This is a genomic window from Achromobacter sp. NFACC18-2 (assembly GCF_900108985.1).
Classification (GTDB): Bacteria; Pseudomonadota; Gammaproteobacteria; order Burkholderiales; family Burkholderiaceae_B; genus Achromobacter.
Genome location: NZ_FNYM01000010.1, coordinates 220,223 through 239,755 on the forward strand (window position 1 = coordinate 220,223; position 19,533 = coordinate 239,755).

Annotated in this window: 18 protein-coding genes and 1 tRNA gene; 12 read left to right on the forward strand and 7 right to left on the reverse strand. The window is 66.2% G+C overall.

Annotated features, from left to right (window positions below; translation table 11 throughout):
- Positions 1–87 precede the first annotated feature (87 nt).
- Complete coding sequence (locus BMW75_RS17200; RefSeq protein ID WP_254792048.1) at positions 88–1,107, forward strand: acyltransferase; 1,020 nt, start codon at positions 88–90, stop codon at positions 1,105–1,107.
- Positions 1,108–1,138: 31 nt separating this feature from the next.
- Here the strand turns inward: BMW75_RS17200 and fahA are convergent, their stop codons facing one another.
- Positions 1,139–2,458 carry a fumarylacetoacetase gene (gene fahA / locus BMW75_RS17205; protein WP_092581122.1) on the reverse strand — a complete coding sequence of 440 codons (1,320 nt, stop codon included), beginning with the start codon at positions 2,456–2,458 and terminating at the stop codon, positions 1,139–1,141.
- A gap of 136 nt (positions 2,459–2,594) precedes the next feature.
- Complete coding sequence (hmgA, locus tag BMW75_RS17210; RefSeq protein ID WP_092581124.1) at positions 2,595–3,893, reverse strand: homogentisate 1,2-dioxygenase; 1,299 nt, start codon at positions 3,891–3,893, stop codon at positions 2,595–2,597.
- A gap of 165 nt (positions 3,894–4,058) precedes the next feature.
- On the opposite strand from hmgA, the gene BMW75_RS17215 reads away from it, so the two are divergent.
- Positions 4,059–4,967, forward strand: coding sequence for a LysR family transcriptional regulator (locus BMW75_RS17215; protein ID WP_092581126.1), 909 nt, complete (start codon positions 4,059–4,061; stop codon positions 4,965–4,967).
- Between the two features lie 29 nt (positions 4,968–4,996).
- Here the strand turns inward: BMW75_RS17215 and BMW75_RS17220 are convergent, their stop codons facing one another.
- The 4 genes from BMW75_RS17220 to mutM all read right to left on the reverse strand — a co-directional run bounded on the left by BMW75_RS17220 (position 4,997) and on the right by mutM (position 8,917).
- Positions 4,997–5,197 (reverse strand): DUF2783 domain-containing protein, encoded by a 201-nt coding sequence (locus BMW75_RS17220; RefSeq protein ID WP_076516743.1) that lies wholly within the window; start codon positions 5,195–5,197, stop codon positions 4,997–4,999.
- A 17-nt stretch (positions 5,198–5,214) separates the two neighbouring features.
- Positions 5,215–6,894 (reverse strand): FAD-dependent oxidoreductase, encoded by a 1,680-nt coding sequence (locus tag BMW75_RS17225; RefSeq protein WP_092581128.1) that lies wholly within the window; start codon positions 6,892–6,894, stop codon positions 5,215–5,217.
- Between the two features lie 102 nt (positions 6,895–6,996).
- Complete coding sequence (locus tag BMW75_RS17230) at positions 6,997–7,950, reverse strand: MBL fold metallo-hydrolase (RefSeq protein ID WP_076516740.1); 954 nt, start codon at positions 7,948–7,950, stop codon at positions 6,997–6,999.
- 139 nt (positions 7,951–8,089) lie between these two features.
- Complete coding sequence (gene mutM, locus BMW75_RS17235; protein ID WP_092581130.1) at positions 8,090–8,917, reverse strand: bifunctional DNA-formamidopyrimidine glycosylase/DNA-(apurinic or apyrimidinic site) lyase; 828 nt, start codon at positions 8,915–8,917, stop codon at positions 8,090–8,092.
- On the opposite strand from mutM, the gene BMW75_RS17240 reads away from it, so the two are divergent.
- The 10 genes from BMW75_RS17240 (at position 8,916) to ychF (ending at position 19,002) form a co-directional block, all read left to right on the forward strand.
- Positions 8,916–10,802 (forward strand): tetratricopeptide repeat protein, encoded by a 1,887-nt coding sequence (locus BMW75_RS17240; protein ID WP_092581132.1) that lies wholly within the window; start codon positions 8,916–8,918, stop codon positions 10,800–10,802. The two genes, mutM and BMW75_RS17240, sit on opposite strands and share 2 nt — an antisense overlap.
- A 29-nt stretch (positions 10,803–10,831) precedes the next feature.
- Positions 10,832–11,401, forward strand: a complete 570-nt coding sequence (lolB, locus tag BMW75_RS17245) for a lipoprotein insertase outer membrane protein LolB (protein WP_092581153.1) — start codon at positions 10,832–10,834, stop codon at positions 11,399–11,401.
- A gap of 218 nt (positions 11,402–11,619) precedes the next feature.
- Positions 11,620–13,218: a methyl-accepting chemotaxis protein gene (locus BMW75_RS17250; RefSeq protein WP_092581134.1), complete on the forward strand. Its 1,599-nt coding sequence runs from the start codon at positions 11,620–11,622 to the stop codon at positions 13,216–13,218.
- A gap of 130 nt (positions 13,219–13,348) precedes the next feature.
- Positions 13,349–14,275 (forward strand): 4-(cytidine 5'-diphospho)-2-C-methyl-D-erythritol kinase, encoded by a 927-nt coding sequence (gene ispE, locus BMW75_RS17255; protein WP_092581135.1) that lies wholly within the window; start codon positions 13,349–13,351, stop codon positions 14,273–14,275.
- A 1-nt stretch (position 14,276) separates the two neighbouring features.
- Positions 14,277–14,353, forward strand: a tRNA-Gln gene (locus tag BMW75_RS17260).
- Between the two features lie 200 nt (positions 14,354–14,553).
- On the forward strand, positions 14,554–15,504 hold the full coding sequence (locus BMW75_RS17265) for a ribose-phosphate pyrophosphokinase (protein WP_006227587.1): 951 nt from the start codon (positions 14,554–14,556) through the stop codon (positions 15,502–15,504).
- Between the two features lie 149 nt (positions 15,505–15,653).
- The gene (locus tag BMW75_RS17270) at positions 15,654–16,265 is read left to right on the forward strand and encodes a 50S ribosomal protein L25/general stress protein Ctc (RefSeq protein WP_056325375.1); all 612 of its coding nucleotides are present in this window, start codon (positions 15,654–15,656) and stop codon (positions 16,263–16,265) included.
- A 99-nt stretch (positions 16,266–16,364) separates the two neighbouring features.
- Positions 16,365–16,961 carry an aminoacyl-tRNA hydrolase gene (gene pth / locus BMW75_RS17275; protein ID WP_092581137.1) on the forward strand — a complete coding sequence of 199 codons (597 nt, stop codon included), beginning with the start codon at positions 16,365–16,367 and terminating at the stop codon, positions 16,959–16,961.
- Positions 16,961–17,731, forward strand: coding sequence for a CPBP family glutamic-type intramembrane protease (locus tag BMW75_RS17280; RefSeq protein ID WP_092581139.1), 771 nt, complete (start codon positions 16,961–16,963; stop codon positions 17,729–17,731). Before pth ends, BMW75_RS17280 begins: the two co-directional genes overlap by 1 nt.
- A gap of 179 nt (positions 17,732–17,910) precedes the next feature.
- Positions 17,911–19,002: a redox-regulated ATPase YchF gene (ychF, locus tag BMW75_RS17285; RefSeq protein ID WP_092581140.1), complete on the forward strand. Its 1,092-nt coding sequence runs from the start codon at positions 17,911–17,913 to the stop codon at positions 19,000–19,002.
- Between the two features lie 262 nt (positions 19,003–19,264).
- Here the strand turns inward: ychF and BMW75_RS17290 are convergent.
- Positions 19,265–19,533: integrase core domain-containing protein (locus tag BMW75_RS17290; RefSeq protein ID WP_254792049.1), on the reverse strand; the 269-nt coding region annotated here is incomplete at its 5' end.

Genomic DNA, 19,533 nt, shown 5'->3' on the forward strand with positions numbered 1-19,533 from the left:
CCCGCCGCCATGTGCCGCGTCCGGCGCGGCCAGCCGCCTTGATCCTGCTCAAGCCGGATTTCGCGGGTCGATAGCACACTGGCGGCCATGACAACGCCGAACCCGTCCTCCGGAGCCTCCCGCGCCGCTCCGGCGACTCTGACTCAGGCCCAGGGCAGCGCGCCCCGCGCGCGCCGTCCCATGGCGATTCCGGTGCCGCGCGGCCGGCTTGCATGGATCACGGGCGTCTTCAGCGCGGTCTGGCTGGCCGCGAACACGCTGTTCTGGTGCCTGCTGCTGTTTCCCATGTCGCTCCTGAAGCTGGCGCTGCCTTTCGCGGCGGTGCGGCGGCGCGTCGATCCGGTGCTCAACGGCATCGCCACGGCGTGGGTGTCCTGCAATACCGGCTGGTTCGTGCGCATCCAGCCCCAGGGCTGGGATATCCAGGGCAACAAGGACCTGCGCTATGCCGACTGGTATCTGGTCAATTGCAACCACCAGTCGTGGGTCGACATCTTCGTCCTGCAATACGCGCTGAACCGGCGCATCCCGCTGCTCAAGTTCTTTCTCAAGCAACAGCTCATCTACGTGCCCGTGATCGGGCTGGCGTGGTGGGCGCTGGACTTTCCCTTCATGAAGCGGCACGGCAAAGCCGCGTTGCGCAAGAATCCGGATCTGGGACGGCAGGACCAGGAGGCCGCGCGCCGCGCCTGCGCCAAGTTTTCGCTGGTGCCGACCAGCGTGATGGTGTTTGCCGAAGGCACCCGCTTTTCCGAAGCCAAGCGCGATGCGCAGGGCTCGCCTTACCGTCATCTGCTCAAGCCCAAGGCGGGCGGGCTGGCGGTGTCGCTGAACGCCATGGGCGCGCGCTTTCGGTCGATGATCGACGTCACCATCGCCTATCCGGACGGCGCGCCCAGCTTCTGGGACTTTGCCTGCGGGCGCGCGGGCCAGGTGGTGGTGCGCATGCGGCAGTTGCCGGTGCCGCCGGCCTTCTGCGACGCCGACTACACCCGCGACAAGGCTTTTCGCACCACGTTCCACCAATGGCTCGGCCAGCAGTGGCAGGCCAAGGATGACGAGATCGAAGCGCTCGTCGCGCGCGCCGGAAACCCGCCGGCCAACTAACTGACCTGGCGGATTTCCGGGCGGCGGGGCGTCAGACGCGCGCCGGCAGCACGACGCCGGAACACTCGCCGAAGCCAATGCGCGGATAGCCCGCCTTCACGCATTCGGCGCGGATGATGATCTGGTCGCCGTCCTGCAGGAACGTGCGCTTTTCGCCCCAGGGCAGGTCGAACGGGGACTTGCCGCCATTGCTCAGCTCCAGCAGCGAACCGGCTTCCGAGGGGCGCGGGCCCGACAGCGTGCCGGTGCCCAGCATGTCGCCCGGCTGCAGGTTGCAGCCGTTGACGGTGTGGTGCGTGATGAGCTGCGCGATGTTCCAGTACGCATCGCGGAAATTGCTGCTCGACAGCTTCGCCGGCGGCTTGCCCGCGGCGCGGGACTGCTCGGTGGTCATCAGCACTTCCATCTGCACGTCGTACGCGCCCTTGGCCCGGTTGGCGTCGGAGGCGAGGTAGGGCATGGGCTGCGGCTCGCCCGCGCCGCGATTCCATTGCGTGCGGAACGGCTCCAGCGCCTCCATGGTGACGATCCACGGCGAGATCGTGGACGCGAAGTTCTTCGACAGGAAGGGACCGAGCGGCTGGTATTCCCAGGCCTGGATGTCGCGCGCCGACCAGTCGTTCAGGATGCACAGCCCGAACACGTGCGCGTCTGCGTCGGCCAGGTCGATGCGTTCGCCCTGGGCGTTGCCCGTGCCGACGAAGATGCCCAGCTCCAGCTCATAGTCCAGGCGGGCGCAGGGGCCGAACTGGGGCGCTTCGCCTTCATTGGCGGGACGCGTCTGGCCGACGGGGCGCGGGAACTTCTGGTCGACGCCGATGCTGGAGGCGCGGCCGTGATAGCCGATCGGAACCCACTTGTAGTTGGGCAGCAGGGGATTGTCGGGACGGAACTGCTTGCCCACGGCGGTGGCGTGGTGCACCGAAATGTAGAAGTCGGTGTAGTCGCCGATGCGGGCGGGCGTGGTGTATTCGGCCTCGGCCTGCGCGACCAGCAGCGGCTCGACCGTGGCGCGCAGCGCGGCGCCTTCGCGCAGCGCGCGCGACAGGGCCAGGCGCAGGGCGCTCCAGTGCGGCTGGCCCAGGGCCATCAGCGCATTCAGGCTGTCGGTGGCGCACGCGGCCAGGGCTTCGGCGGCCAGGCCCTCGAACGGCTTCTGGGCGGCCAGGGCGGCCAGGTCCAGGATCTGGTCGCCGATGGCCACGCCAGGGCGGAAGGATTCCTGCGTGCCCTTGCGGCGGAACGAGGCGTAGGGCAGGTTCTGGACGGGGAAATCCGAGGCGTCCGCATTGGCGCTGGCAAGCCAGCTCTTCAAGGACGGGTCGTGGGTTTCGTTGATCGCGGTGGTCATGGCTGCGTGTCTCTTTCAGTGTGTTTATGAGGGGCTGGCCCGGCGCGCGGGCCGATCTGGCGCCGGATGAATCAAACGCCAAGCGGCGATGCGCTTGCGCGCATCGCCGCCGGCGGGGAAGGCGGACGCGGGCGCGTCACGCCTTCTTGGGATCGAAATGCTTTGCGATGCCCTGCCAGCACCGGTAGTAGTCGCCCTGCAATTCTACCGATGACAGCGCCTGTTCCGTCGGGCGGATGACGCGGCGGGTCTCGAACATGAACGCCATCGTGTCGCGGATGTAGTGCGCCTTGCTGGTGTCCGCATGGGATGCCTTCTCGAAGGTCTCCGCGTCCGGGCCGTGCCCGCTCATGCAGTTGTGCAGGCTGGCGCCGCCCGGTGCGAATCCGTCGGCCTTGGCGTCGTACACGCCCTGGATCAGGCCCATGAACTCGCTGGCGATGTTGCGGTGGAACCAGGGCGGACGGAACGTGTTCTCCATGGCCAGGACGCGCGGCGGGAAGATCGCGAAGTCCATGTTGGCCGTCCCCGGCGTGTCGGACGGCGCGGTCAGGACCGTGAAGATCGAGGGATCGGGATGGTCGAAGCTGATCGACCCCACGGTATTGAAGTTGCGCAGGTCGTACTTGTAGGGGGCATGCGTGCCGTGCCATGCCACCACGTTCAGCGGCGAATGGTCGATCGAGGCGCGCCAGAAGCCGCCCGTGAACTTGGCGATCAGCTCGAAATCGCCTTCCACATCTTCGTACCAGGCCACCGGCGACTTGAAATCGCGCGCGTTGGCCAGGCAGTTCGAGCCGATCGGACCCAGTTCGGGCAGGCGCAGGGCCGCGCCGAAGTTCTCAAGCATGTAGCCGCGCGCGACGCCATCCAGCAGTTCCACGCGGAAGCGCACGCCGCGGGGGATGACGGCGATTTCCAGCGGTTCCAGGTCGATGAGGCCCAGTTCGGTGGCCAGGCGCAGGCGCCCCTGCTGCGGGACCAGCAGCAGCTCGCCGTCGGCGTTGTAGAAGTAGCGGCCCTGCATCGAGCGATTGGCGGCGTACAGGTGGATGCCCACGCCGCCCTGTTCGTCGGGTCCGCCGTTGCCGCCCCAGGTCTTCACGCCTTCCAGGAAGTCGGTGGGGGCGTCGGGGATCGGCATCGGGCTCCAGCGCAGCTGGTTCGGCGTGACCGGGCCGTGGCCGAAGGTGCTCAGCCAACCCGTCGCGCCATCGAAGGCTTCAAACGGCTTGTGCTGGGCGCCCGGACGGATCCGGTAGAGCCAGGACCGGCGGTTCTCGGCGCGCGGGGCGGTAAAGGCGGTGCCGGACAGCTGTTCGGCATACAGGCCATACGGGCATTGCTGCGGCGAATTGCGGCCCACGGGCAGGGCGCCGGGCAGGGCCTCGGTCGCGCATTCGTTGCCGAAGCCGGTCTGATATTGCAGTTCCATGGAATCCTCCTTGGCGGCGTGCGCGGTGCTTGGCCGCGCGGCCTGGCGTGGTTGGCGGGACGGGCGTGTCCCGAGCCGATATGGCATTTTCGGAAAAAATCCCTCTTGCGGCTACGGGAATGCAAAAATAGCGACTATAAATTTTGTGAATAGTAGGGGGCGCCTGTGGCCGAGTTGCGTGATGTGGACCTGAACCTGTTGCTGCTGTTCCAGCACTTGCTGGAAGACCGCAACCTGTCGGCCGTGGCCCGGCGCATGGACCTCTCGCAGCCCGCCGTCAGCAATGCGCTGCGCCGCCTGCGGGCGGCGTTCGGGGACGAACTCTTCGTGCGCACCGGCCAGGGCATGCTGCCGACGCCGCGCGCCCAGCGCCTGGCCGGGCCGGTCAGCGAAGCGCTGGGGATGCTGTCGCAGGCGCTGCGGGACCAGGACGTGTTCGACGCGGCCACCAGCAGCCGGCGCTTTCGCGTCGCCATGACGGATGTCGGCGAGATCCACTTCATGCCCCGCCTGATGGAAGTCTGCGTGCAAAGGGCGCCGCAGGTGCGCATCGACTCGGTGCGGGTGCTGGGGCCGGACCTGCCGCGCGAGATGGAGTCGGGGCGCGTCGACCTGGCGATCGGGGCGTTCGACGACATGGGGGCGGGCACGCTGCAGCGGATGCTGTTCCGCCAGGGCTATGCCACGCTGTTCCGTCAGGCCCATCCCACCGCGCACGCCGGCATGGGCATCAAGGCGTTCCGGGCGGAACGCCATCTCATCGTGTCGCGCGCCGCGCCCTATGGGCAGGTCAACCAGTCGATGGAGCGGGCCGGCGTGGAACTGGCCGAGCATTTCAGCGTGCCGCATTTTTCGGCGGTGCCCTACATCGTCAGCGCGACGGACCTGCTGGCCACCGTGCCGGAAAAGCTGGCGGCCAGCGCCGCCGCCCCGTTCGGCCTGCGCTTCATGACGCCGCCGCTGAAGGTGCCCGCGTTGCAGACGAATATGTACTGGCAGCGCAGGGTGGACCGCGATGGCGGCAACCAATGGCTGCGCGCCCTGATCGTCAACACCTTCGCGGTCGGGTCCTGAACGCGGCGCGCGGCCGCGGCCTTGGCGCGTCAGGCAGCCTGCGTCACGGAGGCGCGCGCATGACGCAGGGCTTCCTTCAGCAGGGCCAGGTCGCCCAGGTGGTTCGCCAGCAACAGGATCAGCGCGGCGTTCAGCTCCTGGCTCTGTTCGTTCGACAGGTCGCGGTGGGCGTCGATCAGCGCTTCGTAGAAGTCGTCCGGCGCGCCCAGGTTGGTTTCGGTGATAAGCATGGGGAAGGCCTCCGGATTCACGCGCGGCCCGTCGCGCGGTGGACGGCGGCGGCAACGGCTTCGGGGTTGAAGGCGCGCCAGCGCGCGGCAATGTGCTGGTCGGGACGGATCAGGTAGGCGGTGCCGCCCTGCGCGTCGTAGCGTTTGGCAAGCAGGCCTTCGCTGTCCCGGACCACGGCCAGGTCCGCGGGCGCCTCGGACACGTCGGTCTGCGCGCCGGCCACCAGCACCGCCTTGATCGGGACGGGCGCCATGCGCAGGGCCTGCAGCGCCTGCAGCGTGGCGCGGTCCGGCAGCGCGTCCAGGCAGAACAGCGCCAGCACGAACCCGCCATCCAGCTGCGACAGCCACCAGCCCGGCTCGCCCCGGGCCTGCACCGGCGCATCCAGGGCCACCGCGCCGGGCACCATCCGGCCGGTGAAGGAATCGGCGTCTGGCGTGTTCAGCGGCGACGCCGCATACGTGGCCGGCAGCGACAGGCGGCCGCTGTTGACGAGCGATCGCGCGAAAGCGTGGTCCTTGGCCAGGTTGAGCACCGCGTTGCGGAAGCTGCGGCTGATGTCGCTCTTGGGCGTGATGAAATCGGTGGCGCGAGAGGAGTTGAGGATGTTCTCGTCGGCCGCGAACTCGCGTTCGGCGCCGTAGCTGTCGATCAGCGTGTCGGGCGCCAGGCCCGCCAGCACGAGCTTGAGCTTCCAAGCCAGGTTCTCGGCGTCCTGCACGCCGCTGTTGGCGCCGCGCGCGCCGAAGGGCGATACGCGGTGCGCGGCGTCGCCTGCGAACACGATGCGGCCATGGCGGAACTTGTCCATGCGCTCGCACGCAAAGGTGTACACGCTGACCCACTCCAGCTCGAACTGCGCGTCGGGCCCCAGCAGGGCGCGGATCCGCGGCAGCACGTTCTCGGGCTTGACGGCTTCGACGGGGTCGGCGTTCCAGCCGAGCTGGAAGTCGATGCGCCAGACGTTGTCCGGCTGGCGGTGCAGCAGCACGGATTGGTTCGGATGGAAGGGCGGGTCGAACCAGAACCAGCGTTCGGACGGGAAATCGGCCGTCATCTTGACGTCGGCGATCAGGAAGCGGTCGCGGAAGATGCGGCCATGGCTTTCCTGCCCGATCAGCTTGCGCACCGGCGAACGCGCGCCGTCGCAGGCGATCAGCCAGTCGGCATGCAGGGTGTAGGGGCCTTCCGGCGTTTCGACGGTCAGCGTCACGCCATCGGCGCCCTGCACGACGCCGGCGACCTTGTTCTTCCAGCGCAGGTCGATGTCGGGTTGCTCGCGGACCTGCTCGTACAGATAGCCTTCCGCGTAATACTGCTGCAGATTGATGAACGCGGGGCGCCGGTGGCCGGGCTCGGGCAGCAGGTCGAAGCGCCAGACCTCCTGTTCGCGGAAGAACACCTTGCCGACGTTCCACGACACGCCCTTGTCGATCATGCGCTGGCCCACGCCCAGGCGGTCCCAGATTTCGAGCGTGCGCTTGGAAAAGCAGATGGCGCGCGAGCCGGTGGACAGGCGGCAGTCGTCGTCCAGCACCACCACATGCACGCCCTGGCGCGCCAGGTCCAGCGCGGTGGTCAGGCCGACCGGGCCGGCGCCCACCACCACGACCCGATGGCGCGCCAGTTCGCTGGCGGTCTGGTCCGCGTGTTTTTCATAGGCGAACTCCATCGCCTGAAAATCGATGTCTCCCACGGTTGTCTCCTGTGTGGGTCATTTTTTTATTTATGCGGACACGCTGGGCCGCGCTGGGCGCGCGTGTCCGGTTCTTGCAGGCAGGGCGGGGCGCCCCGGGGATCAGCCTTCGAGCTGGGCCCACATCTCCAGGTCGCGCTTGTCGGTCCAGATGCGCGGATCGGTGTAGCCGGTGGCCTCGTCATAGGCGCGCGACACGTCGAACGGCATGCAGTGGTCGAAGATCACCCAGTCGCTGTAGCGCGGCTTCATGAAGTCGTAGACCTCGCGGTAGATCGTCTTCAGATCCTTGCCTTCGGCCACGCCGCGGTTCACGGCGCCGTACAGGTCGGTCAGGAAGGCGCGCGTGCCGGCCAGGCCCTGGCGCACTTCGGTGGCGTTCTTCAGCGCCGGGCCGCGGCCGGGCACCATTTTTTCGGCTTCAAAGCCCGACAGCGCGTCCAGCGTGGTGGGCCAGTCGCGGAAGTAGGCGTCGCCGCAGTAGGGCGTGGACTGGTACTCGACCAGGTCGCCGGCGAACAGGATCTTCTGCTCGGGCAGCCAGGCGATGGTGTCGCCCTTGGTGTGCCCGCGGCCGACCTGCAGCAGCTTGACTTCCAGGTTGCCCAGATTGACCGTCATTTCGCCCTTGAACGTCATGGTCGGCCAGACCAGGCCCGGCGGAATCGACTCGGCGTTGCGGAACAGACGCGGAAAGCGGCCGATCTCGCTGGCCTTGTCCTGCTCGCCGCGTTCGGCGATGAGGTCGTAGGTGTCGCGGCTGGCCAGGATTTCCTGGGCGTTGTAGGCCGACGCGCCGAACACGCGCACGGCGTGGTAGTGCGACAGCAGGATGTACTTGATGGGCTTGTCGGTGACTTCGCGGATGCGGCGGATCACGTCCTGCGCCATGACGGGGGTCGCCTGGGTGTCGATCACCATGACGGCCTCGTCGCCGATGATCACGCCCGTGTTGGGATCGCCTTCGGCCGTGTAGGCGTAGGCGTTGTCGGACAGCTTTTCGAACGAGACGACCTTGTCGTCCAGGTCCGCGTGCGAGGCGAATTGCTTGCTCATGGAGGCTCCTTCCACTGTTATAGGAATAGGGGTGTGAAAGGAAATATAGTCCCGCGTTAGTTTTCGTGCAATACGTTTGCTATAAACGAATCCTCAGTGAGGCACGGGGATTTCCCGGGGGGCCGGGGGCCGGAGCGGCTCAGTTGCGCTGGCATTTCGGGCAGTAATAGGTGGCCCGCTGCCCCTGGACGAAGCGGCGGATCGGGGTGGCGCAGATCCGGCACGGCAGGCCCTCGCGCTCATAGACGGCCGCGTGGATCTCGAAGTACGCGCCCGGCTCGCCGCTCGCGCCCACGTAGTCGCGCAAGGTGCTGCCGCCCGAGGTCAATGCGTCGGCCAGCGTGGCGCGCACCATGTCGGCCAGCCGCTCGCAGCGGGCGAGCGACAGCCGGTTTGCCGGGGTCTTTGGGTTGATGCGCGCCCGGAACAGGCTTTCCGACGCGTAGATATTGCCCACGCCCACGACCGCCATGCCGGCCAGCAGCACCTGCTTGACCGCCGCGGAGTGGTTCCGGAAGTGCCGGTGCAGCCAGGCCCCGTCAAAGCGCGGGTCGAAGGGCTCGATGCCCAGTTTGGCGAGCAGCGGGTGCGCGTCGATGGGGCCGTCGGCGTCGGCATGCCAAAGCACCGCGCCGAAGCGCCGCGGATCGTGCAGGCGAAGCACCGCGCCGTCGAAGATCCATTCGACGTGGTCGTGCTTGCGCAGGAATTCCCCCGGCGACACGCTGCGCAGCGATCCCGACATGCCCAGATGCACGATCTGGGTGCCATGCTCGAAGCGCAGCAGCAGATATTTGCCGCGTCGCGCGCACTCCAGCACGGTACGTCCGCCGATCAGGGACGGCAGGTCGGGCGGAATGGGCCAACGCATGCGGGGTTCGTGAACGACCAGTCGCGTGAGCGTCCGGCCGGTGATGACGGCGTCGATTCCTCGGCGCGTGGTTTCGACTTCAGGCAGTTCCGGCATGAGCCAGTGTAAGATCATCAATTGCGTGTACGAAGATTGTGCCATCAACCGGACGGGCCGCGTGAAGTCGTCTTTTAAACAAATGAATATCGGGATCGCCGCGCTGGGGCTTGCGCTGGCAGCAATCATGGCCCCGCCGGCCCAGGCCGCCGACGGCCGGACGCGCGATGCGACCGGGCCCCGGATGGCTCCCCAAAGCCGCCAACCTGAAACCGAAGTCATCCGCCTGCGGCCGGGGCAATTGCCCTACGTGACGCTGACCGGCGATATCTTCTACCGCGTACTGGCTTCCGAAATCGCCGCCCAGCGGGGCATGTACGGCACCGCGGCCACCACCATGGTCGGCCTGGCCCGGGACACCGGCGACCCGCGCCTCGCCCGGCGCGGCCTGGAATTCCAGCTAGCCGGCGGCAATCTTCCCGGCGCCCTGGAGGCGGCCCGCGTGTGGGCGCGCCTGGCGCCCAACGACGTCGAAGCCAGCTCCACCGAGCTGGCGCTGGCCGCGGCCAATGGCCAGACCAAGGGCCTGTCCCAGGCGCTGCGCAAGCGTATCGACTCGTCGAGCGACAAGCCGGCCGCCATCGGCCAGGCGCTCGCGGTGCTGAGCCGGCTGAACGACCGCCGCCTCGCCCTGCGCATCCTCGACGAATCCCTCAGCGACAACGTGCGCAAGCTGCCCGCGGCCCACCTGGCCTTGGCGGACGTGGCTTCCGCCGCGGGCGACTACGAGCGCGCGGCGCAGGAATCGCGCGCCGCGCTGGCCGCGGACCCCAGGTCCGAGGGCGCCGCCCAGCGTGTGCTGGAATACGGCTCCAGGGTGGATCCCAAGCGCGCCCAGGCCGAAGCCCGCGCCTTCATCAACCGCAATCCGGGCGCGCGCAAGGTACGCCTGATGCTGGCCGGCCAACTGGCCGACAGCGGCGACTACGACGGCGCACTGGCTGAACTCCAGGCCATGTCGCGCCGTTCGCCCGAAGACTTCGACCTGCTCTTCATGCAGGCCCAGCTGGCCTACAAGTCCGGACAGCTCTCGCAGGCCAAGACCCTGCTGCGGCAATACCTCGAGGTGCAGAACCAGCGCCAGCGCGCCACCGTGCCGGGCGCCACCGACGCCGGCGCGGCCGCCGCCGATGCGCACGTGCTGTTGGCGCGCATCGCCGAAGACCAAGGCCTCTACGAAGAAGCCATCGCCGAACTCGGCCGCATCGACGATCCCACGCTGCGTTATTCCGTGCGCATGCGCCAGGCCGTCCTGCGCGCCAAGAGCGGCCGCGTGGATGACGCGCTGGCCATGATCAACTCGGCCGGTCCTCAGGACGAAGAAGAACGCGCGCTGGGGGCGCTGACCAAGGCGCAGATCCTGCGCGACGCGGACCGGATCGGGCAGGCCGTCGCGGCCCTGGAAGCCGCCGACCAGGCGCTGCCGGACACGGTCGAGATCAAATATGAACTGGCGATGCTGTACGAACGCCAGAACCGCCTGGCCGACCTGGAGCGCATGTTGCGCCAGGTCATCGCGCTGGACCCCGACCACGCGCATGCGTACAACGCATTGGGCTACACCCTGGCCGACCACAACCAGCGCCTGCCCGAGGCCCTGGACCTGATCACGCAGGCCCTGGAGCTTTCGCCCAACGATCCGTTCATCCTGGACAGCATGGGCTGGGTCAAGTTCCGCATGGGCGACACCACCGCCGCTGCCGACTACCTGCGCCGCGCCTACAGCGTGCGCCCCGAAGCCGACATCGCCGCGCATCTGGCCGAGGTGCTCTGGAGCCAGGGCAAGCGCGACCAGGCCACTGAACTGCTGCGCGCGGCGCTGCAGAAGGACCCGAGGAACAAGACCGTCCTGGACGTGGTCAAGCGGCTGGGGGTCAACCCGTGACGGTCGTGTTCCGGGGGCTGCGCGACGCGATGGCCGGCCTGCGTTGGGCCCTGCTGGCGCTGCTGGCTTTCCTGCTTGCCGCCTGCACGTCGCTGCCCAAACCCATCGAAGGCGGAGGCGCCGATGCGTTTTCGCGCATCGGCCGTTTCGCCATCACCGTCAACGACGAAGACGGCAAGCAGAACGCCGTCCAGGGCGGCTTTTCCTGGTTCGACGACGGACGACGCTACGTCCTGGACCTGACCAATCCGCTGGGCTCCACGGAGGCGCGGGTCGAAGGCCGACCCGGCGCCGCCAGCCTGACCAAGGCCGACGGGACCCGGCTGGTCGCCGACAATCCCGATGCGCTCGCCGAGGACGCGTTCGGCAGCAGCATGCCGGTGTCGGGCCTGCGCGACTGGCTGCGCGGCAGGCTGCCGGCCGATCCGCAAGCCACGGACGTGAAACGCGACGACCAGGGCCGTCCCGTCGCCTTCGCGCAGGGCGGCTGGCGCGCCACGCTCTCGCGCTACGACACGCTGGGGCCACAGATGCTGGTGCTCGAACGCCAGGAGCCGGGGCGCCGCATCCTGGTGCGGCTGGTGGTGAACCAGTCCTGATCTGGGCGCAGGCTGGCGCTGCGGGAGCGAGATTCGGGTTAACCCTTATCACATCGCCCATTTTCCAATCAAGCGAATAAGCGCCGCAAAATCGGCCATGTTACCGCTTGAAATATATTGCCCTGACTGAATAATTCTCCCCGTGCCGGGGCGCGGTTCGCGCCCTGCGCAGCGTGGGGGCGACACTCGTCTGCCGCCACCCTTATGGAGAATGGCCAATGTTCAGAAACACGCGCATCGCGACGGTGCTATTGGGAATCATCGCGGTATTTTTCACTTTCCAGCTCCTGGTGGGCGGCATGGGCTTTCTTGCCCTGCGGCAAACCAACCAGGACGTCGGACAGCTTTATCGCCTGTCGGCGCAGCAGGTCAACGCGGTGAACTCCGCGTCGCTGTCCCTCGTGGCGGCCCGCACCGACCTCAGCCGTTTCGCCACGCGCGTCGCGCAGGGCAATGCCAGCGATACGACGTCGCTCCAGGCCGCGCGCCAGCGCATCGTGTCCGCCGATCGCGCCTTCCAGGGCTTTTCCAGCGGCCTGTCGGCCGAGGAAAAAGCCGAGTCGGCCAAGCTGATCGATGCCTACACCAAGTTCAGCGCCAACCTCCAAAGCGTCGGCAGGGTGCTGGAAGCGGGCGACATGGATGCCTATTTCAAGCAAGGCACGCAATCGGTCCAGGAGCGCCTCGTGAGCGAGCGCGACGCCTTCATCCAGCGCGCCGAGAGCACCGGACAGGCGGTCATGGATGAAATCTCCATGTTCCACAAGCTGTTCAGTTCGCTGCTGGCCGGCATCCTCGCGTTGGGCCTGGCGATGGCCGTGGGCGCGCAAGTGATGATCCGCCGCATGATCGTGCGTCCGCTGCTGGAGGCCGGCGAGGTCTTCCGCCGTATCGCCGAAGGCGACCTGACGCGCCGCATCGCCGACCATGGCAAGAACGAAATCGGCGCGCTGCTCGGCGCGCTCAAGAGCATGCAGGACAGCCTGGTGCGAACCGTATCCGCCGTGCGCCATGGTGTCGACGAGATCAACGTCGGCGCCCGCGAGATCTCCTCCGGCAACACCGACCTCTCCAGCCGCACCGAAGAGCAGGCCGCATCGCTCGAGGAAACCGCGGCCAGCATGGAAGAACTGGCCACCACCGTGAAGCAGAACGCCGACACCGCGCGCGAAGCCAATCGCATGGTCGCCGCGTCCGAAGCGGTTGCGCAGCGCGGCGGGCAAGCCGTGTCCAGCGTGGTCGAAACCATGCGCGCCATTTCCGGCAGCTCGTCGCGCATTGCCGATATCGTCGGCGTGATCGACGGCATCGCGTTCCAGACCAACATCCTGGCGCTCAATGCGGCCGTCGAAGCCGCCCGCGCCGGCGAGCAGGGCAAGGGCTTTGCCGTCGTCGCCAGCGAAGTGCGCACGCTGGCCCAGCGCAGCGCCGCCGCCGCCAAGGAAATCAAGCAGCTCATCGAGGACTCCGCGCAGAAGGTCGGCGTGGGTTCCGAGCAGGTCGAAAACGCGGGCGCCACGATGCGCGAGATCGTCGAATCCGTCCAGCGCGTGACCAGCCTGATGGCCGAGATCTCTGCCGCTTCCGAAGAGCAGGCCACTGGCATCGATCAGGTCAATCGCGCGGTCTCGCAAATGGACAGCGTGACGCAGCAGAACGCAGCCCTGGTCGAAGAAGCCGCCGCCGCGGCCGGCGCGCTGGAAGAGCAGGCTCGCCAATTGGCCGGCGCCGTCGCGGTATTCAAACTGCCGGCCGGACAGGTCATCGACACGCCCGCCGCCAGGCTGAGCGGCCGCGTCACGCCGCAGCTCGCGTAACCGCAACGCGCCGTGCTCGCACGGCCAGGCATGGCCCCGCATGGCCATGCCCCAGCCGGCGTGCCGTCTTTCGCGGCGCGCCGGCCCGTCTGGCTAGAATGACGGATTGTCCCGCAACGGTTGTCTTTCCGTGACTCTCTACGACGTTCCCGCTCCCGCCAAGCTGAATCTCTTTCTGCATGTCGTGGGCCGCCGCGCCGACGGCTATCACCTGCTGCAGACGGTGTTCCGCTTCATCGACTTGTGCGACACGCTGCACTTCGACGTGCGAGCCGATGGCGTCATCAGCCGCGCGACGGATCTGCCGGGCGTACCCGAAGACCAGGACCTCACCGTGCGCGCCGCGCGCGCGCTGCAAAAGGCCACGGGCACGCGCCAGGGCGCGCAGATCAGCCTTGAAAAGCGCATCCCGCAAGGCGGCGGCCTGGGCGGCGGATCCAGCGATGCGGCATCGGTCCTGATCGCATTGAACAAGCTGTGGAACACGGGACTGTCGCGCCAGGAACTGATGGCGCTGGCGCTGCCGCTGGGCGCGGACGTGCCCGTCTTTGTCTTTGGCCAATCGGCCTTCGCGCAAGGCATCGGTGAAGATCTCACGTCCGTGACGCTGCCCGACCGTGCCTATCTGGTCGCTCAACCCGATGCCAGCGTGCCGACTGTTGGAATTTTTTCGGCACCCGATTTGACAAGGGATTCTTCTTACATCACAATAGCGGACTTTCTTGCTTCGCAAACATTTTTGCCCAGCGGAACCTTCGGGAATTCGCTTTACGGAAGAAATGATTTGGAGCCGGTGGTCTACCGTCTTTACCCTGAAGTGCTTGGGGCATCGCGGTGGCTTGCAGAGCGGGGTTTCCCTGTTCGCATGTCGGGATCGGGGGCGTGTTTATTCGCCGAATTTTCCGAAACATCGCAGGCCGTTTTGGCAGAACAAGAAATTACCGCTATAATGCGCGGCGCTGATAAAACATTCAGCCAAACGCATCCACGGTTTCGGTTAGTGCAGGCATGTACTGGGTTAGCTGAACATCCGTTGCGGAATTGGATTGCAAGATAGTTGGGGAGTCGCCAAGCTGGTTAAGGCACCGGATTTTGATTCCGGCATGCGAAGGTTCGAATCCTTCCTCCCCAGCCAACCGAATACATAAAAAAGCTGTTGAACACGCCTGTAAGACACTGGCCCGGGTTCAGCAGCTTTTTTATTTTCCGGATTCTGGCGCAAGTTGTGCATCACAGGTTTGCATCACAAGTTGTTTTGCATCACGGCGCGTCATCATGGCGCGTCATTAGGCCTCACCTCGTTAGTGTCTTAAAACGACCATCGCATCATCCATCATGGCAAACGATAGCTTCATGATCTTCACGGGCACCGCCAACACTCGGCTGGCCGTGGACGTAGTCAACCACCTCGATATGTCCCTGGGAAAGATGACCGTCGGTCGCTTCTCGGACGGCGAGGTGATGGTCGAGATCAACGAGAACGTGCGTGGCAAGGACGTCTTCGTCCTGCAGCCCACCTGTGCCCCCACCAACGACAACCTGATGGAAATCATGGTGATGGTTGATGCCCTGCGCCGCGCGTCGGCCGGCCGCATCACCGCCGCGATTCCCTATTTCGGCTATGCCCGCCAGGACCGCCGCCCGCGTTCGGCGCGCGTGGCCATCTCGGCCAAGGTCGTGGCCAACATGCTGCAGGTCGCTGGTGTTGACCGCGTCCTGACCATGGACCTGCACGCCGACCAGATCCAGGGTTTCTTCGACATCCCCGTGGACAACATCTACGCCGGTCCGATCCTGCTGGGCGACATCTGGCGCCGCAATTTCTCGAACCTGGTCGTCGTGTCCCCGGACATCGGCGGCGTGGTCCGCGCCCGCGCGCTGGCCAAGCAGCTCGAAGCCGACCTGGCCATCATCGACAAGCGCCGTCCGCGCGCCAACGTGTCGGAAGTGATGAACATCATCGGTGAAGTCGACGGCCGCACCTGCATCATCATGGACGACATGGTCGACACCGCCGGCACGCTGTGCAAGGCGGCCCAGGCCCTGAAGGACCGCGGCGCCGGCGCCGTCTACGCCTATTGCACGCACCCCGTGCTGTCGGGCGGCGCCATCGACCGCATCGAAGCGTCGGAACTCGACGAACTCGTCGTCACCGACACCATTCCGCTCTCCGAGCAAGGCCAGGCCAGCGGCAAGATCCGCCAGCTGTCGTGCGCCGCGCTGCTGGGCGAGACCATCCTGCGTATTTCCAACGCCGAATCGGTCAGCTCGCTGTTCGTCGATTGACGCGCTAGCGTCGATCGGCCCACAGCCCGACATTCCCGTTTTTTGCACCCTGCTGGTCGCGGCAGGGCGCAATCAAACACGGCGCGCCTTTTGCGCGCCGTGCACATAACCGGTGAAGCCTCTTCACCTTATTGTTTTCGGAGTTATCCATGAAATTTACTGCCACTGCGCGTAGCGTCCAGGGTTCGAGTGCGAGCCGCCGCCTGCGCCGCGCGGGCCGCGTTCCCGCCATTGTCTATGGTGGTACGGCTGCCCCCCTGAACATCGAACTCGACCACAACGAGATCTACCACGCGCTGCGTAAGGAAGAATTCCACGCATCGATCCTGCAAATGCAGCTCGAAGGCGCCAAGGATGAGCAAGTTCTGCTGCGTTCGGTTCAATGGCACGCCTACAAGCCGCAAGTCCTGCACGTGGACTTCCAGCGCGTCGACGCCAACCAGGCCCTGCGCACCAAGGTGCCGCTGCACTTCGTGAACGCTGAAATCTCGCCGGCCGTGAAGCTGAGCGGCGCGATCATCAGCCACGTGACGACCGAACTGGAAATCACCTGCCTGCCGTCGGCGCTGCCCCAGTTCATCGAAGTCAACCTGGCTGACGTGCTGGCCGGCGGCTCGATCCACCTGGCCGACATCAAGCTGCCCATGGGCGTGACGTACGTCCCCCACGGCGGTGAAGACAACCCCCTGCTGGCCGCCGCGGTCACCAAGGGTGGCGCTGCCGCTGCCGACGAAGCCGAAGAAGCTGCTCCGGCCGCCTAAGTCCAGCAGGAAAGCCCTGGCGGCTTTCCCGCGGCTTACGCCCGAAACCCTGCGTGTGCATTTGCATGCGCAGGGTTTTTTGGTTTAAACACCCCCATCATGTCTACTCCCATACGCCTCATCGTGGGACTGGGTAACCCCGGTCCCGACTACGAAACCACCCGGCACAACGCCGGCTTCTGGCTGGCCGACCACCTGGCGGACGACCTGCGCACGTCTTTTGCGCTGGAGAAGTCCTTTTTCGGCATGGTGGCCAAGGCGCGGCTGGGCGCCGACAACGTCCTGCTCCTCAAGCCCAACACCTACATGAATCGTTCCGGCCAGGCGGTCGGCGCGCTGGCGCGCTTCTACAAGCTGACGCCGGAAGCGGTGCTGGTGCTGCACGATGAACTGGACCTCATGCCCGGCCAGGTCAAGCTCAAGCAGGGCGGCGGTCACGCCGGCCACAACGGCCTGAAGGACATCCAGGCAGCGCTCGGCAGCCCCAACTTCTGGCGCCTGCGCATCGGCATCGGCCATCCGCGCACGCTGGGCCTCGCGCAGCAGGTCGCCGACTTCGTCCTGCATCCGCCGCGCCGCGACGAGCAAAAGGAAATCGAAGCCGTCATCGACCGCTGCCGCGCCGTCGTGCCCGCCATGCTGGCGGGCGACTTCGCGCTGGCCACGCGCCAACTGCATAGCGGCAACGAGTCCTGATGAAACCAGGCCCGTCCACCCGGAAGATGCGCTTTCGCAGCGAGATCGCGGACTTCTGGCGCTTCATCCGCCACCCGCATCCGGTGTCGCGCCTGCCGGGCCGCGCCGGCGGCAGCGGGCTGGTTGCCGACTGGTGGCCGGCCATCGGACCGGGACGTCTTCTGGCCTGGGCCGCTGTGTTGTGGGCCATCAACCTCTTCGCCCTCGGCCCGGTCGCCGTCGCCGCCGCCGGCCTGGGCGGCGTCACGCATCGGCTCGATCCCCACAACATTCCCTGGCTCACCGCGGTGCTGTGGGCGCCGCTGGTCGAGGAAATGCTCTTTCGCTATGGCCTGCGCCGACCGCGCCAGGCGCTGTGGCTCATTCCCGCGCTGGTGCCTGTCGTGCTGTGGGGCCCCAGGCTCTGGACAGGCCTGCTGCTGGCCGCGTTCATCCTGCTTGCGTGCTGGGGGCTGCGCCAGCGTCCCGAGCCGCTCAAGGGCTGGGACACGAACTGGCGCAGGTACTACCTGCAGCACTTCGGCGTGGTGTTTCACCTGGTCGCGCTGACTTTTGCCGCCGTCCACCTCACCAACTTCGTCTACAACAAGACGCCGTATTGGCTGCTGCCGCTTCTGGTGCTGCCGCAATGGCTGACCGGGCTGGTGCTGGGCTGGATTCGTGTGCGCCGCGGCATCGGGGCCGCGATCCTGCTGCATTCCGTTTTCAACGCGGGACCGATCCTGATGATCTGGCTGGTCATGCGCTACGCGCCGACGGCGGCGGGGTAGAGGCGGCTGCCGCCAAGCTTCACAGGCGGGGGCGCGACGTGGCGATGCCTGCTGCCGGCGCGGCGCGTGGCGGGCCGATTTCTTGGGGCCGCATCACGCCCCGCCCCGGGGCGCTCCCAATCCCCTGCCGGGGTAAACTACGCCGTTAACGCTCAATACCGTACTTACACAGGATTCCCATGGCTCTGCAATGCGGCATCGTCGGCCTGCCCAACGTTGGCAAATCGACACTCTTCAACGCTCTGACCCGCGCCGGCATCGCCGCCGAGAACTACCCGTTCTGCACCATCGAACCCAACGTGGGCGTGGTCGAAGTGCCGGATCCGCGCCTGCAGAAGCTGGCTGAAATCGTCAAGCCCGAACGCATCCTGTCGGCCACCGTCGAGTTCGTCGACATCGCGGGCCTGGTCGCCGGCGCAAGCAAGGGCGAAGGCCTGGGCAACCAGTTCCTCTCGCACATCCGCGAAACCGACGCCATCGTCAACGTCGTGCGCTGCTTCGAAGATCCCAACGTGATCCACGTCGCCGGCAAGGTCGATCCCATCGCCGACATCGAAGTCATCGAAACCGAACTCGCCCTGGCCGACCTGCAGACCGCCGAAAAGGCCCTGCAACGCCACCAGAAGACCGCGCGTTCCGGCGACAAGGAAGCGCAGCGCATCGTGGCCGTGCTGGAAAAGTGCATTGCCCAGCTCAACGAAGCCAAGCCCATCCGCGCAATGGACCTGAGCACCGAAGAAAAGGCCGACATCGCCCAGCTCTGCTTCATCACCGCCAAGCGCGCGATGTACGTAGGCAACGTCGCCGACGACGGCTTCACCAACAATCCGCTGCTGGACCGCCTGACCGAATTCGCCGCCGCCCGCAACGCGCCCGTCGTCGCCATCTGCGCCGCCATCGAATCCGAAATCGTCGACCTCGACGACGCCGACCGCGAAGCCTTCCTGAAGGACATGGGCATGGAAGAGCCCGGCCTGAACCGCCTGATCCGCGCCGCCTTCAAGCTGCTGGGCCTGCAGACCTACTTCACCGCGGGCGTGAAGGAAGTGCGCGCCTGGACCGTGCCCATCGGCGCCACCGCCCCCCAGGCGGCCGGCGTCATCCACACCGACTTCGAACGCGGCTTCATCCGCGCGCAGACCATCGCTTACGAAGACTTCATCACGTACAAGGGCGAGCAAGGCGCGAAGGAAGCGGGGAAGATGCGTGCGGAAGGGAAGGAATACATCGTGCAGGATGGCGATGTGATGAACTTCCTGTTCAACGTCTGATTCGATTTAGCCATTTCAAGCGATTTCATCTGCTGGCGTAGAACCGGGAAAAATGACGAAAAGCCTCGTAGATACGGGGCTTTTTTCATTGCAGGCTATTGCATGCAACAACTCTTGATTGCAGTCCGCAAGTGACTGCGCTGGTGTGACCCTAACCCCGAATTAGTCCGGATCAGAAGTAGAGATTTCCGGCTCATGACCCTAACCCCGAATTAGTCCGGATCAGAAGTAGAGATTTCCGGCGTTTGACCCTAACCCCGAATTAGTCCGGATCAGAAGTAGAGATTTCCGGCTCATTGAGGTTGGTACTATGGCCGCTGGCCAAGTGCTGGCGCGCGTATTCAGCAGGTGCCTGCCACTTCAGCGCGGAGTGGGGACGAACCTCGTTATAGTACGTCCGCCAGGCGTCGATTTTCTCCTTGGCGTCGGCAAATGACAAGAACCAGTGGCTGTTCAGGCATTCCTGACGGAAGCGGCCATTGAAGGATTCGCACTGCGCATTGTCCGTCGGCTTGCCGGGCCGGCTGAAGT

Bases quoted from the DNA above. Each gene is read 5' to 3' on its own strand.
- lolB (WP_092581153.1), top strand. From the start codon at position 10,832: ATGGCCGGCCTGCGTTGGGCCCTGCTGGCGCTGCTGGCTTTCCTGCTT.
- mutM (WP_092581130.1), bottom strand. From the start codon at position 8,917: ATGCCGGAACTGCCTGAAGTCGAAACCACGCGCCGAGGAATCGACGCC.
- BMW75_RS17280 (WP_092581139.1), top strand. From the start codon at position 16,961: ATGAAACCAGGCCCGTCCACCCGGAAGATGCGCTTTCGCAGCGAGATC.
- BMW75_RS17230 (WP_076516740.1), bottom strand. From the start codon at position 7,950: ATGAGCAAGCAATTCGCCTCGCACGCGGACCTGGACGACAAGGTCGTC.
- hmgA (WP_092581124.1), bottom strand. From the start codon at position 3,893: ATGGAACTGCAATATCAGACCGGCTTCGGCAACGAATGCGCGACCGAG.
- BMW75_RS17200 (WP_254792048.1), top strand. From the start codon at position 88: ATGACAACGCCGAACCCGTCCTCCGGAGCCTCCCGCGCCGCTCCGGCG.
- pth (WP_092581137.1), top strand. From the start codon at position 16,365: ATGTCTACTCCCATACGCCTCATCGTGGGACTGGGTAACCCCGGTCCC.
- BMW75_RS17240 (WP_092581132.1), top strand. From the start codon at position 8,916: ATGAGCCAGTGTAAGATCATCAATTGCGTGTACGAAGATTGTGCCATC.
- BMW75_RS17250 (WP_092581134.1), top strand. From the start codon at position 11,620: ATGTTCAGAAACACGCGCATCGCGACGGTGCTATTGGGAATCATCGCG.
- BMW75_RS17270 (WP_056325375.1), top strand. From the start codon at position 15,654: ATGAAATTTACTGCCACTGCGCGTAGCGTCCAGGGTTCGAGTGCGAGC.
- ychF (WP_092581140.1), top strand. From the start codon at position 17,911: ATGGCTCTGCAATGCGGCATCGTCGGCCTGCCCAACGTTGGCAAATCG.
- fahA (WP_092581122.1), bottom strand. From the start codon at position 2,458: ATGACCACCGCGATCAACGAAACCCACGACCCGTCCTTGAAGAGCTGG.
- BMW75_RS17220 (WP_076516743.1), bottom strand. From the start codon at position 5,197: ATGCTTATCACCGAAACCAACCTGGGCGCGCCGGACGACTTCTACGAA.
- BMW75_RS17265 (WP_006227587.1), top strand. From the start codon at position 14,554: ATGGCAAACGATAGCTTCATGATCTTCACGGGCACCGCCAACACTCGG.